Genomic DNA, 12,872 nt, shown 5'->3' on the forward strand with positions numbered 1-12,872 from the left:
CCCCCGCCGCGCGGGCGCGCGGCCGGGGGCGGCGCCCCCGCCCCGCCCCACCACCCCGCCCGCCGGCCCCCCCCCCCCCCCCCCCCCCCCCCCCCACGATGACATCACACGAAATTAATTCGTGTAGAGCAGGCCACGGCCGGTACCGGAGAAGTAGATCCTGCCGTAACTGTTCTGGTCCGCCGCCATCACACCGATACCACCGTACTGATGGGCATCGTCGTTGAAGCGCGTCCAGTTGCCGCCACCGTCATCGGAGCGGTACACGCCCCACTGGCCGTTGACCGCGCCCACCACATAGATCGCGGCCGAGTAAGAGGCTCCGGGAGCCGCCTTGCCCAGCGCGACCAAGGTGGCCCCCTGCACTTCCGGCACGAACCCCGTTGCGCCGCTGCCCCACAGCGAGGTGAAGTTGCCGAGCTTGGTCCATGTGCCACCCGAGTCCGTCGAGTGATACATGGCGTTGCCGTCAGCCAGCCAGACGTCGCCTTCCGCGTTCGGGTTCACCGCCAGCGACACATTGCCGAAGCCGGTCACCATCGGGCTCATGCCCTTGAGCGCGGCACTCTCGGTAAAGGTGTGGCCGCCATCCGTCGAGTACCAGAAGTGTGCCGTGTCCGACCACTGGTTCCACCATGCGCCGCCCGAGTTGTAGGCATAGACCTTGTCCGGGTTCCGGCGGTCGGCGGCGAGGCGGTAGCCGCGGTTGATGCCGACACCGGAGAGCGCGGGCAGATTGGTCGGGGTCCAGGTGGCGCCGTTGTCGGTGGTGTAGGAAGGCACTGAATTGGCCGGTGCCCACACCGCCTTGTTGCGCGCGGTGACCACCAGGTTCGATTCGCCGCTGGTGTTTTGCGCGGCGCCTTGCGGCAGGCTGGCGAACATCGCCCAGGTCTTGCCGCCGTCGCCCGACCAGTAGCCGGCGGCGCTGTTGCTCGCGTTGATGACGCCGATACCGGCGATGTACAGCGGATCGGACCATGCCATGTCGGCGGAGTTGCCGTTGCTCCAGCCCAGGCCTGGATTCAGGGTGGGCGTGGTCGTGAGGTCCGTATCGACCCAGGTGCCGACGTCGCCCGAGCTGTTGATGAAGAGATAGGGCGCGCCGGCCGGCGGCGTGGCCACGGCGATAGCGGCAGTCTCCTCGATGCCGGTGATCGTTCCCTTCCAGGTCGGCTTGGCCGCGGAGGCGTTCCAGGTTTCGATGATGCCGCCGCCGTGGACATGCATGACGTGGTCGGGGTTGGACGGATCGATCTCGACGTCGTCGACCCAGCCCGAGGCGGTCTCGCCTGGCGTCATCGCTTCGATTTCGCGCCAGGTCTTGCCGCCGTCGTCGGACAGCTGCACGATCTGCTGGCCGTTCCAGTTGCCCCAGGAGTTGCTCACGCCCAGCGCAATGCGGGTGGTCGCGCCGCTGCCCGAGACGGACACGCCGCCCATGCCGAAGTTGGTGCCGTTGAGCGGATCCTCGCTCTTGAGCAGGGTCCAGTTGCTGCCGTCGAACTTGTAGAGCCGCGCAGGGCCGCCGGCGCCCGGGCCCGCGCCCTGCGTGAACACGACATAGAACATGCCGTCATCGGCGCGCGCCATATGCGGGATGTGGTAGCCGGACACCGGCGTCGACACCGCGGTCCAGCTTGCGCCGCCATTGCCGGACTTGTACAGGTTCGCGCTCAGGCCCGCCGCGCTGGCGTAGTCGGGCGCGATCGCGGCGTAGATCGTCTGGGTTGCCGCGCCGGGATCCTTGGCAGGTTTGTTCCCCTTGTGCGGCCCGCGGATATCGGTGTCGTACACGACCAGTTCGACGCCCATGGCGCTGCCGCCAACGGCATTGACCTGGTCCTGGGTCATCGTTGCGCCCGACAGCGAGGTGACCTGCGCCCAGGTCCGGCCCGAGTCCGTGCTCTTCCACAGACCGGCCGTGCGCGATCCATACAACAGCGTCGATGGCAGGTTCGGGTCGACCATCAGGCGTTCCCCCATGGCGCGGCCGGCATTGTTGCCGCCAATCGGGAACGGCAGGTCAACGTGCGCCCAATGGTCGCCGCGGTCGCTGGACATGTACAGGCGACCGTTGCCTTCAAACGTGTACATGCCGGTCGCCATGTAGACCAGCTGGTCGTTGGTCGGGTCGACGGCGATGCTTTCCACGCCATGGAATCTGCTCTCGGCCGCCCCGAAACCCAAACCGTCGGTGATCGGCGTCCAGGACGAGGTCTTCTGGTTCCAGCGATAGGCGCCGCCGATGTCGGTACGTGCGTACAGCACGTGCGGCGAAGTCGGATGGAAGATGAGGCCGGAGACGTAGCCGCCGCCGCCAAACTTCACGCTGTTCCAGGTGGTGGCGTCGGTGGCCGACAACTGGCGGCTGCCGGCGAACTTGCTGGGGCTGCTGCTCGATGCGCTGTCCGTGCTGCTCCCCCCACAGGCCGCCAAAAGCGCGGTCAGCAGGACCGGCATGACGACATGGACATGGTGCTTTCTGTTCAAGATGAACTCCTCCAAGTAAGTGTGATTATTTTCAATTTGCCGGCATGACAAACGAGCTCTTCGCGGCCGGTACGCTGGTTGGATCATGGGGTAGCATACGTAGGGCCGGACGACGTCACAATTACGAAAATTGGCAAGTGGGGGAATTAAATTTCGCACCTCTCCAATGCAACAGGGGCAGCCACATCGGCTGCCCTGCTATCCGATATAGGTCTGCAGGGTGATGCCGCGATAACGGCGGCGGTACATCACCACGCCGCTTGCCGCCAGCAGCACGACGGCCATCATGCCCAACAAATCCTGGCCGCCGTGGGTGACCACCGCCGGCTGGCTGGAAATCATGGTGGCGGCATTGAACTTGTTGCCGACGCTGCGGGCGCCGATCACCAGCTCCTGGTTGTTGATGGCGTTGACCAGATACAGGCCGTAGCCGCCGCGATGCACGGTCATCTTGCCGTCGCGGTAGACGAAGGACCGGCGCTCGTCGCCGACGCGGATGCTGCCGACTACATGGCCGGCTTGGTTGACGGCGGTGGCGAAACTGTCGCCGTAGCCGATGAGCGCGCCGAGGTCGACCATCTTGCCCTTGTTCCACATGAACGCGTGCCAGCGGCGATCGGGCGTTTCCGACGCGCCGACTACCACGCCGTCATCGTTGACGGCGGTGGCGCTGCTGATCCGTCCGCCGAGCGTCCCAAGATCCTGCATGGCGCCGCCGGGGGTGGTCAGGAAAGCGTGGCGGTAGCCATCCCCCCGCGCCGCCGTACCGACCACGGCGCCTTGATTATTGATGCCGGCCGCATAGCTGATCTTGCCGCCCAGCGTGCCGAGGTCGCGCAACTGGCCGTCCTCGCCACTGACGAAGGCGCGGTAATAGCCGTCGCTGGTGTCTGAAAAGCCGGCCACCTGGCCGGTGTTGTTGATGGCCGCGCCGTAGCTGCTGTTGCCACCGAGCGTGCCGACGTCCTGCATGCGTTCGCCATGATGGACTACGAAAGCGCGCCAGTAGCCGGCGCTGTTCTGCGCCGTGCCGACCACGTCGCCGTTGGCGTTGAGTCCCTTGGTGACGCCTTCGCTGCCGCCCAGCGTACCCAGCTCGACCGGGCGCTTGTCGTACAGGATGGCGCGCTGGTGGCCGTCCTCATCTTCAATGATGCCGGCCATCTGGCCCCGCGCGTTGATATCGACGGCGACGCTGGTTTCGGTGCCGCGCGCCCCCAGAGTCAGATCTTGCATGGTGCCTCCTTGGTGGTTAGTCAAGAAGGGAACTGCAAGTCCCGTGCCACGGCTGGTTATGGCGTGGGCGCAGGCAAAGTGTGCGGAAATGAACGTCTACGCTGTTCGTTTTCGGACATTCGTGACGGGTCGCAGGCCAGGCTTATAGCGGTGAGGCGCCATTCACCTGGATGGACGGGCTGATCCGATCATCAGCCCGTTCATTATTCACACATCCAGCGTCAGCAACAGCTCATCCAGGCGCTCGAGCGTGGACGCCATGCCCTCTTTCATGCCCATATCGATGACTTTTTGCACGTCTTCCGGCGAGTTGTAATGCACGACCGTGGTGACCAGCGTATGTTCTCTCAGGTCCGAAAAGGTCACGTCCCAACGCGAACGCGGCATGTCGGCATTGACGACGCCGGTTTCATCCGTAAAGCCGTCAAGGGTCGCATAGCTGTCGATCGGGCGGATGGCCAGGTAGTCCACGCGACTCCAGTAAGCCTGCCCATCGGGCGTGACCATGGCGTAGTGCCAGTAGCCGCCCTCCTTGAATTCCATATGCTTGGTCTTGGTGCTCAGAGGCTTGGGCGCAAACCAACGGTCGAGCAAAGCGCTCTGCGTATGGCAATCCCAGACCAACTGGCGCGGGCCAGCGAATTCCCGCGCCACGGTGAGGGTGCTCTTTTCCTTGTTGACCACAAAATCGAATTGAAGCTTAGCTGCCATTGTCGTCTCCTTGCAGTTGTTCCAAAAGGTTGTCCAGGTTTTCGTATCGGTTGCTCCAGAGCGCGCGCTGCTCCTCGAACCAGCGCTCGGCTGCGGCGAACTTGTCCCGCTCGAGCATGCAGGTCCGCACCCGCCCGCTCTTGCTGCTGCTTACCAGCCCGGTCTCTTCCAGTACCCGCATGTGCTTCATGAACGACGGCAGCGCCATGTCGAAGGGCTCCGACAATTCACTGACAGTCGCCGGGCCCGCGCCCAGCCGGCGCACCACGGCCCTGCGCGTCGGGTCCGACAAAGCGTGGAAGATGGCGTCCAGCGCAACTCGATAGTTATCCATATGGCTAACTATACACGCAAAAAAAATTGAACGCAACAACTCACACCAAACGGCCTTCCAATAGCGGAGCAAGCATCCGCGCCTTTGACCAGAGGCGGATGCTGATTTTCGAGCCGGATTTCCTTGTCTAACTGGTCAGTGGAAATTTACAAAGCCGTCTCCAACTCGGCGAGCTTTTTTTCAAGCATAGCCCGCTCCTTCGGGTTGTTGATTTTTGGCAGCACCTGACGCAGTGCCAGTGCATTTGCTTTAGTCAGAGCCTTATCCGCGGCGGCGACAACATCAGGTTTAACTCCAGTACCTTCCCAATCGCTTTTTGTGATCAGGTTGATCGAGCGTCCTACCGGTATCACGGCGACCAGGTTCGGATCGATACGGAACGGTTGGATCGGATGCGCGCCGCCTCCGGTTGTTTCACCAACTACAGTGATGCGCTTGATAGCTTGGAGGTTGTACGTAAAATCTTCGGCTGCGGAGAAAGTTTCGCCGCTGGTTAACACATAGACAGGCTTGTCCGCGCCAAAGCGCGCTCCTGAAACGGTGGGATCGCTCCAGAAAGAATGGGTTTCATTATCAGCCCGAAAATATATATCCGACAGATGGACCTTCTTATCGCCAAGCAGGTAACTTGCCACATGCGCCACCATGCGCGGGTCACCGCCACGGTTTTCGCGCAGGTCAATGATCATCGCGTTGCCATTGGCTGCCAAATTCATCGCGGCTGTAGCGGCCGCCTTCCCGATGTCCGCTTCAAAGAATCCGTTGAACTTGACGTACATAATATTGCCGGGCAGGCGCTCTACCTTTTCAAAGGAGAAATTCAAGTATTGCCCCACTTCGGTCATACGCTGTCGAACCTCGGCAGGCACGGCTTGATTGAGAGAGGGGCGGGGCCGATCAGGTTGCGCATTTGGGACGTAGCGGATGCTCAGGTGTTTGTCCGGGTGGGAAGCTTGGAGATGGGTCGTCAGCAAGTCTGCGAATTCCGCATCCGTCGCAGCTTTCTCGTAGTCGCCCTTGAGCAAATGATCGCGGACGGCGGCGGCCATCTTGTTGCCTTCGTCAGCGTAAATGTATTTGTCGGACAGGCGTTGGGCTAGTAGGTCGACGGCAGCGGCCTTGTCTGCTGCGCTCAACGGCCGGGCCTGTTGCGCGGCTGCGGCAGGCCCCTGTTCCTGTGCGCCTGCGGTGGGGAGGGCGATGATGCAAAGGGTCATGACTGCTGCGGGAACGAGGTATCGCATAGTAGGTCTTGGCTCCATAAAAAAAATAAATCACAAGGCGCAAACGCAGGCCAGCTACATCTGGCGGAACTGCCTGGTAAACGCTTCACTAACGGTCAGTCGCTCGGTTCGGCCTTTCAGGATCACCTCCAGGCCGGCGCCGCCGCGCCCCCCGTCGTCACCGCGTTCGATCCGGTCGACAGCCTGAAGGTTGACGATGGCGCTGCGGTGGATTTGCGCGAACAGCTGCGGGTCCAGCTGCTCGATCAGGGACTTCAGAGGCAGCCGAATCAGCGCATCGCCTTTCTCCGTCACCACCCGTGTGTACTTTCCGTCCGACTGGAAGTACAGCACTTCGCTCACCATCACCAGCCGCACCGTATTGCCGCTCGAAGCCTTGATCCACTTGAGGTACACCGGCGCGCTCTCCTGCTCGAACAGCTTTTCCCACACGGCCGGTGGCGGGCTTGCGACCGCGCGCGACTTCAGGCGGCGGATCGTCTGCAACAGGCGTGCGGTCGTCAAAGGCTTGACCAGGTAGTCGGCTGCGCCGGCATCGAAAGCGGCCAGGGCATAGTCCGCGTACGCCGTGACGAACACCACCTGGCAGGACTCGGGTATATGGCGCGCCACCTCCATGCCGTTCAGGCCGGGCATCTGGATGTCCAAGAACACGATGTCCGGTTTCAGTGCATCGATGCACGCCACCGCGTCGATGCCGTTTTCGGCTTGGCCGGCGATCTGCAGCTCGGGCCACAGGACGCGCAGCTGGTCCGTCAGTTCCGCTCGCAGCAGGGGCTCGTCTTCGACGATCAGGGCGCTCGGCATCAGGCGTGGTTTCCCGCCACAGGCACCGTCAGCACGGCGCGCACGCCTTGTCCGTCGCCGGGCTCCACGCAAAGGCTGGCCTCGCGTCCGTACAGCAGCAGCAGGCGTTCCACGATATTCGCCAGCCCCGTGCCCTGCCCGGCCTGTTCGGTCAAGCCGACGCCGTCGTCGACCACGGACACGCTCAGCAGCTCGCCCTTCCCCTTGCTCTCATACCTTGCGCTGATGGTGATCAGGCCCTGCCGGCTGGCCCGCTCCAACCCGTGTTTGACGGCGTTTTCCACAAGCGAGATCAGCATCGCCGGCGGGAACGGCAGGCTGCGCAATTCCTCGCCCACGTCGACCGCGAAGCGCAGGCGCGTGCCCATGCGGATGCGCATCACCGCCAGGTAGTCGCTAACAAGATCCATTTCTCGCCCCAGGGTCGAGGACACCGAGCGCATATCCGGCAGCGCGTTCTGCAGGTAGCCAACCAGGTGGTCCAGCATGTCCTGCGCGGCCTGCTGGTTGGTGCGGATCAGGTACTTCAGATTGGCCAGCGTATTGAACAGGAAGTGCGGCTCGACCTGGGCCTGCAAGGCCGAGAGGCGCGCCTGCAGCGAGGTGCGTTCCAGCTCGCGTTCACGCCGGGCCGCATCCAGCGCGTTTGCGTGGCGCGTAAGGTGTTGGCTCAGCTGGGCGCACACCATCTCGGCGGCCCTCAGTGACTCGCCCCGCTGGATCGCGAACCAGGCCAGGCCCGGGCGGCAGCGCAGCTCGATGTGGCAGCTGGGGCCCAACTCGGACGATACCCTCACCTCGACATGGCGCCCCAGCGCCAACGGGCGCCAGCGGCCCAGCACGATCCGGCCCTTGAAAGGGTCGTGGAAGAACGCCGGCGGGCCGGCGTAGCCGAGCGCCGTGCCGAGCGCCAGTCCCGACAAGGATTCGGTGCACAGGTCAAAGGTGGTATAGGGATTGAACGGCGCATCGATGCGGCGCGTCACCGAGGAAGCCATCCCCTCGGCACACAGCGCCTTGCCCTCCTCGCCCAGCCGGGCAAGAAAGCTGCGGGCGATCCCGCTCGACGTCAGCGCGAGCCAGGCCATCAACGCCAGCACGACGCCGCCGACCATGTAAGGATTCAGCTTGCGGGGCTCGAATTCGCCCGGCGCAGCCGTGCCCAAGTTCAGCCAGAGCGGCAGCAGCGCGATCGCCAGCGACAGGAACAGCAGCGAACCGGCGTTGAAGCGCAGCGCCGACTGCAGCAGGTAGCGGCGCACCAAGCGGCGGTCGTGCTCGACTTCCGGCACGGGAGGAGCGTTGAATGGCAGAAATGCGGGAGAACTCATTAAATTCCTCGTGTTGAACTTGCCCCGCCATTCTAGCGGTTCGGGTACGCGTGTTTTCGCCCATGCGACGAATGCCCGCAAATCGGGCACGAAACCGGCGCCGGCGCGATGAACGCCGCCGACCGAAGCGCTGCGTCAAGCCACGCACAGGTCCGGCGCCGTACCGGGTACCGCCGCTCCAGCCCGCCCCAAGTGTTGGTCAGCCCTAGTCCACGTTGCGTTGATCGAAGACTCGCCGCGCTTCCTCAACCTCGGATAACTTTGTCAACGTCCAGTCGTGCATAACCTTAAACGGTTGCAGCAAAGTGCGACCGAGCGGCGTAATCTCGTACTGCACCGCAATAGGTGACACTGGTATCACATGACGCGACAGCAGCCCGTTTCGCTCCAGCCTGCGCAGGCACTGGGTAAGCGCCTTTTGGGTCACGCCTTCCAGACGACGCTTGATGGCGTTGAAGCGGACCGGACCGTCTTCAAGCGAGATCAGCACCAGCATCGACCACTTGTCGGAAATCTGATCAAACAGGGTGCGGCTCGGGCAATCGGCGGAGAAGCAATCGATACGGTTTTTCATGGTGGTTTCCTTGGCTATACCTAGGCACTTCAAAGTGCCTAATTGACACTAAGTATAATTCATATACCATGCGATTTCCATCCACCATCGAGATCATTTCATGTCCTCTATCGACACCAATGTGCTGTTTCGTCCGCTCACCATCAAATCGCTTACGCTGAAAAACAGAATCGTCATGGCCCCGATGACGCGCACGTTTTCGCCAGGCGGCGTGCCGACGCCCGCCAACGCCGCCTACTACCAGCGCCGCGCGGCCGGCCAGGTGGGCCTGATCCTGTCGGAAGGCACCGTCGTCGACCGGCCCGCCTCCCGCAACGATCCCAACATCCCCTTCTTCCACGGCGAGGCGGCGCTGGCCGGCTGGAAGGGCGTGATCGATGCCGTGCACGGCGCCGGCGGGCGCATGGGGCCGCAACTGTGGCACACCGGTGCCGCCCGGTACAGCGAATGGGAGCCCGAGGCGCCGGTCGAAAGTCCGTCCGGGCTCGACGCGCCCGGCGCAGCGCGCGGCGTCGCCATGAGCGACAGCGCCATCGCCGACACGATCGCCGCCTTCGCCAAGGCGGCCGCCGACGCTAAGCGGCTGGGATTCGACACCGTGGAAATCCACGGCGCACACGGTTACCTGATCGATCAATTCTTCTGGTCCGGCACCAACCTGCGCACCGACCAGTACGGCGGCGCGACCATCCGGCAGCGCTCGCGTTTCGCCAGGGAGATCGTGGCGGCGGTGCGCAAGGCGGTGGGCCCCGACTTCCCGATCATCCTGCGGGTCAGCCAGTGGAAGCAGCAAGACCTCAGCGTGCGGCTGGCCGAGACGCCGGCGGCCATGACGGACTGGCTGCTTCCGCTGGTCGAGGCCGGCGTGGACGTGCTGCATTGCTCGCAGCGCCGTTTCTGGGAACCGGAGTTTCCCGAGATCGACGGCGAGAACGGTCTCAATTGCGCCGGCTGGGCCAAGAAACTGACCGGCGCGACCACCATCAGCGTGGGATCGGTGGGGCTCGACGGCGATGTTCTGAACGCGTTTTCCGGCAAGGGCTCCGGCATCATGAGCCTGGACCGGCTGATCGAACGCATGGCTCGCGATGAGTTTGATCTGATCGCTGTGGGTCGAGCCTTGATCAGTGATCCCAACTGGACTGCGAAGATCCAGAGTAACAATTACGAAAGCCTGAAGGGATTTGACGCCGCCTCACTGGCCGAGCTCGTTTAAGTCTCCTCAAGGGCGGAGCCGGAATACCGCCTCCGCCCTCAGATGACCAGCCTGCCTGGGCGATGAGCGCGTCGGCTTCGAGGTACTGAAAAGACTGAGTTATCAACACAAGGTCGTCCCCGCTCCGAAAGGGAAAAGCCATTGCCTCGGTCTGACGGCGTCCCGCCTTCCACATCGTGGTTCAAGCCGTCTTGGCTTTCTGGGCCGCCGCGAAGACGTCACGTGCGGACGTTGTGCCCGCTACGTGCTCCGTACCCTCGACGCCGAGTTCCATCCATCCGGCATTGACGGCCTCGAACATTTCTTCAGCAGGTCCGGTGCGCCCCTTCGGAATGCCAAATTGCTCGAAAGCTTCCGCCCATCCCACACGCGGGACTGCAAAGGCTTTCACATCAAGATTCAGGACTTCCCCCAATTGCTCCGCCACTTCATCTGCGCTGACCATCGAACCGAGCTCGACGACGCGCTGCCCTGACCACACCGGCCCGGTCAAAAGGTTGGCGACCTCCGCGCCGATATCGTTCGTCGCAACCATGGTCGATTTTCGGTTTGTCGGATTGTAGTAGACCGGTAGCGTTCCGCCTTGGGCGACCTGCAAACCGTAGAGGAAATTCTCATAGAATCCACCGGCGCGCACAAATGCGATTGGTGAAGTCAGGTCGCGAAAACCTTGCTCCAGAAGCGCCAAGGCCGTGATCATCCCAAGTCCACTGATCCTGTTCGCACCCATCGACGAAAGCGCTACCACCCTTGGCGGCGCGGCCTTAGTGAGCGCCTCCACATAGCTCGCAATCACGCCCTTGGCCTCGTTGTAATCGGGCGAGGGAGCCCAGACCGCCGGCAACATGACAAACGCGCCTTCGACGCCTTTGAGCGCCTGCTCGGTGGCTGCCGAATCATTCCAATTACCCTCAACCAGTTCCACGCCCCGGCTCGCCCAGTCTGATGCTTTCTCGCGATCGCGGACCAGTGCGCGTACTTCTTTTCCTTGCGCCAACAGATGTTCCGCTGTTGCGCCGCCTACTTTTCCCGTGATTCCCATTACTAAAAACATGCGTTTCTCCTGATATTGAAGAGGCAGAGCACTGCCCCGGTTGCTAAAAAAAATGCGCTTTCTTCTGAAGGACAGAACATCGTCCCTGTTGATTCAACCTCGGAGCGGCAGAATGGCCCGGATACGGGGATCGCGCGCGTAGAGGCCACCCCATGCCATCGCGCCCAGAAGTAGGGAAATGATTTCCGGCGGTGACCCCAACTCACCAATGCGGACGTGGGCGCAGATAGCGCCGCCCAAAAAGCCAGTCAATAGGATTGAGCCGAGGACGGCGGTGGCCGGGATGGCGTAAAGGATGGCGCAAGCAAGTATGATCGGACCCACGACGTGGGTTGAGTTCATCGCGAACCCGGTTTCCTGCAACATACTCGCGATCCGCGCCGGCGCGAAAAGCTGGATAGTGGCGTCTGCCAACAGAGCGATAACGACAACCGCGCTCATTATCCTGCCGGCCCAACGGGCGCGATGCAAAGTCAAGGTTTCAGGCGTCCGATGTAGGTTCATAGTTTCAGCCATTTGTCATTTCTCCGATGGGGAATCTCAATATTCGGAGCATACTGTGTCCCTCAGGCGTGATAAACGCCGATGAAATGAACTCACTGTTCTCTTTATACTGATCAATGCCCTACCGAGGCACGAAATGCAAAATCTCGAACCCATCCTCATTTTCATAACGGTAGCGGAAATGGGGAGCTTCACCCACGCAGCCGATAGTCTGGGCATTCAAAAGGGACGAGCCTCGACGGCGGTCCGAAAGCTGGAGGAAGATATCGGTGTCAGGCTTCTGCACCGGACGACGCGTAGCGTGCAGTTGACAGAAGACGGACGGGTATTTCATGCACGTGCACGCGATCTGCTTGCTGAAGTCGATGATCTGCACTCAATGTTCGCAAGCGATCGAGTTGCGCTTCGCGGGCGCTTACGCGTTGATCTGCCGAGTGAACTGGCGCGCACTACTATCGTGCCGGCCTTGCCGACCTTCATGGAGGCCTATCCCGAGTTGGAGCTGGAGGTATCGAGCACGGATCGCCAAGTTGATCTGGTTCAAGAGGGGTTTGACTGTGTATTGCGACTTGGTCCTATCGGGGACGAGACACTGATTGCCCGCCCGCTGGGCAAGTTACGCATGGTCAACGCCGCCAGTCCTGCCTACCTGGCGCGCCACGGCGTTCCTCGATCACTAGAAGATCTGCAGCTCCAGGAGCATCGGGCAATTCATTTCGCGAGGACGCTCGGCGCGAAACCTTATGGGTGGGAGTACCCGCACGGCGACGGCTATGCAAGGCTTCAGTTGCGGGGTACGCTGCACGTCAACAGCGTGCAGTCCTACGAAGCAGCCGGCATCGCCGGCCTTGGCCTGATTCAGGCACCACTGTTGGCGATCGGCCGGTACTTCGAGAGTGGATCATTGATAGAGCTTCTACCAGATTTTCAGCACAAGCCGCTCGACGTCTCCCTGGTCGTAGCGCATCGGCGCAACTTGTCGCGCCGAGTCCGCGCATTCATGAAATGGATCGAAAACGTGCTCGCACCCTATCTGGAATAGCGAAACGAACCGCTCGCCCCTGCGTCATCTGCGGCAAGGGACGTCCCGCCACCACCAAGCATACGAAAAGGCAGCAAGACTAGCCGCATCAACCAGTATGTCGTCACTTTGGCGTCCATGGACGACGCATGCGGTTGCACGGACGTTTTCCCACAACCTCGGGCGTAAACGGTCCAAGAAGCCTCCGCTCGCCATCCACCGCCGCCGCAAACGCAAAAAGGGCAGCCACATCGGCTGCCCTTCTACATACTGGAGCGGGAGAAGAGTCTCGAACTCTCGACCTCAACCTTGGCAAGGTTGCGCTCTACCAACTGAGCTACTCCCGC

General features: G+C 62.2%; 12 protein-coding genes and 1 tRNA gene. 2 read left to right on the top strand and 11 right to left on the bottom strand.

What is annotated here, in order from left to right; genetic code table 11:
- Positions 1-114 precede the first annotated feature (114 nt).
- The 8 genes from ACCD07_RS31500 to ACCD07_RS31535 form a co-directional block, all read right to left on the bottom strand.
- Positions 115-2,493, bottom strand: a complete 2,379-nt coding sequence (locus tag ACCD07_RS31500; protein ID WP_413449609.1) for a dockerin — start codon at positions 2,491-2,493, stop codon at positions 115-117.
- A 198-nt stretch (positions 2,494-2,691) separates the two neighbouring features.
- Positions 2,692-3,729: an HAF repeat-containing protein gene (locus tag ACCD07_RS31505; RefSeq protein WP_413449610.1), complete on the bottom strand. Its 1,038-nt coding sequence runs from the start codon at positions 3,727-3,729 to the stop codon at positions 2,692-2,694.
- 207 nt (positions 3,730-3,936) lie between these two features.
- Entirely contained in the window at positions 3,937-4,440 is a 504-nt protein-coding gene (locus tag ACCD07_RS31510; protein ID WP_413449611.1) for an SRPBCC family protein, read from the bottom strand.
- On the bottom strand, positions 4,430-4,774 hold the full coding sequence (locus tag ACCD07_RS31515) for an ArsR/SmtB family transcription factor (protein WP_413449612.1): 345 nt from the start codon (positions 4,772-4,774) through the stop codon (positions 4,430-4,432). Before ACCD07_RS31515 ends, ACCD07_RS31510 begins: the two co-directional genes overlap by 11 nt.
- Before the next feature lie 146 nt (positions 4,775-4,920).
- Positions 4,921-5,991: a S41 family peptidase gene (locus tag ACCD07_RS31520; RefSeq protein WP_413449613.1), complete on the bottom strand. Its 1,071-nt coding sequence runs from the start codon at positions 5,989-5,991 to the stop codon at positions 4,921-4,923.
- Between the two features lie 81 nt (positions 5,992-6,072).
- Complete coding sequence (locus ACCD07_RS31525; protein WP_176651587.1) at positions 6,073-6,825, bottom strand: LytR/AlgR family response regulator transcription factor; 753 nt, start codon at positions 6,823-6,825, stop codon at positions 6,073-6,075.
- Entirely contained in the window at positions 6,825-8,156 is a 1,332-nt protein-coding gene (locus ACCD07_RS31530) for a histidine kinase (RefSeq protein WP_176651588.1), read from the bottom strand. Before ACCD07_RS31530 ends, ACCD07_RS31525 begins: the two co-directional genes overlap by 1 nt.
- Before the next feature lie 205 nt (positions 8,157-8,361).
- Positions 8,362-8,730, bottom strand: coding sequence for a winged helix-turn-helix transcriptional regulator (locus ACCD07_RS31535; RefSeq protein WP_176651589.1), 369 nt, complete (start codon positions 8,728-8,730; stop codon positions 8,362-8,364).
- Between the two features lie 100 nt (positions 8,731-8,830).
- Between ACCD07_RS31535 and ACCD07_RS31540 the strand changes: the two genes are divergently transcribed.
- Complete coding sequence (locus ACCD07_RS31540) at positions 8,831-9,946, top strand: NADH:flavin oxidoreductase (protein WP_413449614.1); 1,116 nt, start codon at positions 8,831-8,833, stop codon at positions 9,944-9,946.
- 181 nt (positions 9,947-10,127) lie between these two features.
- On the opposite strand, the gene ACCD07_RS31545 is transcribed toward ACCD07_RS31540, so the two are convergent.
- Together ACCD07_RS31545 and ACCD07_RS31550 are read right to left on the bottom strand one after the other, a co-directional pair.
- Positions 10,128-11,000, bottom strand: coding sequence for an NmrA family NAD(P)-binding protein (locus tag ACCD07_RS31545; protein ID WP_413449615.1), 873 nt, complete (start codon positions 10,998-11,000; stop codon positions 10,128-10,130).
- A 93-nt stretch (positions 11,001-11,093) separates the two neighbouring features.
- The gene (locus ACCD07_RS31550) at positions 11,094-11,516 is read right to left on the bottom strand and encodes a DoxX family protein (RefSeq protein ID WP_176651592.1); all 423 of its coding nucleotides are present in this window, start codon (positions 11,514-11,516) and stop codon (positions 11,094-11,096) included.
- A gap of 124 nt (positions 11,517-11,640) precedes the next feature.
- On the opposite strand from ACCD07_RS31550, the gene ACCD07_RS31555 reads away from it, so the two are divergent.
- Positions 11,641-12,546, top strand: a complete 906-nt coding sequence (locus tag ACCD07_RS31555) for a LysR family transcriptional regulator (protein WP_353403076.1) — start codon at positions 11,641-11,643, stop codon at positions 12,544-12,546.
- A gap of 250 nt (positions 12,547-12,796) precedes the next feature.
- Here the strand turns inward: ACCD07_RS31555 and ACCD07_RS31560 are convergent.
- A tRNA-Gly gene (locus ACCD07_RS31560) sits at positions 12,797-12,872 on the bottom strand.

The sequence above is a fragment of the Duganella sp. Dugasp56 genome, assembly GCF_047304105.1.
Lineage (GTDB): Bacteria > Pseudomonadota > Gammaproteobacteria > Burkholderiales > Burkholderiaceae_D > Rugamonas > Rugamonas hordei.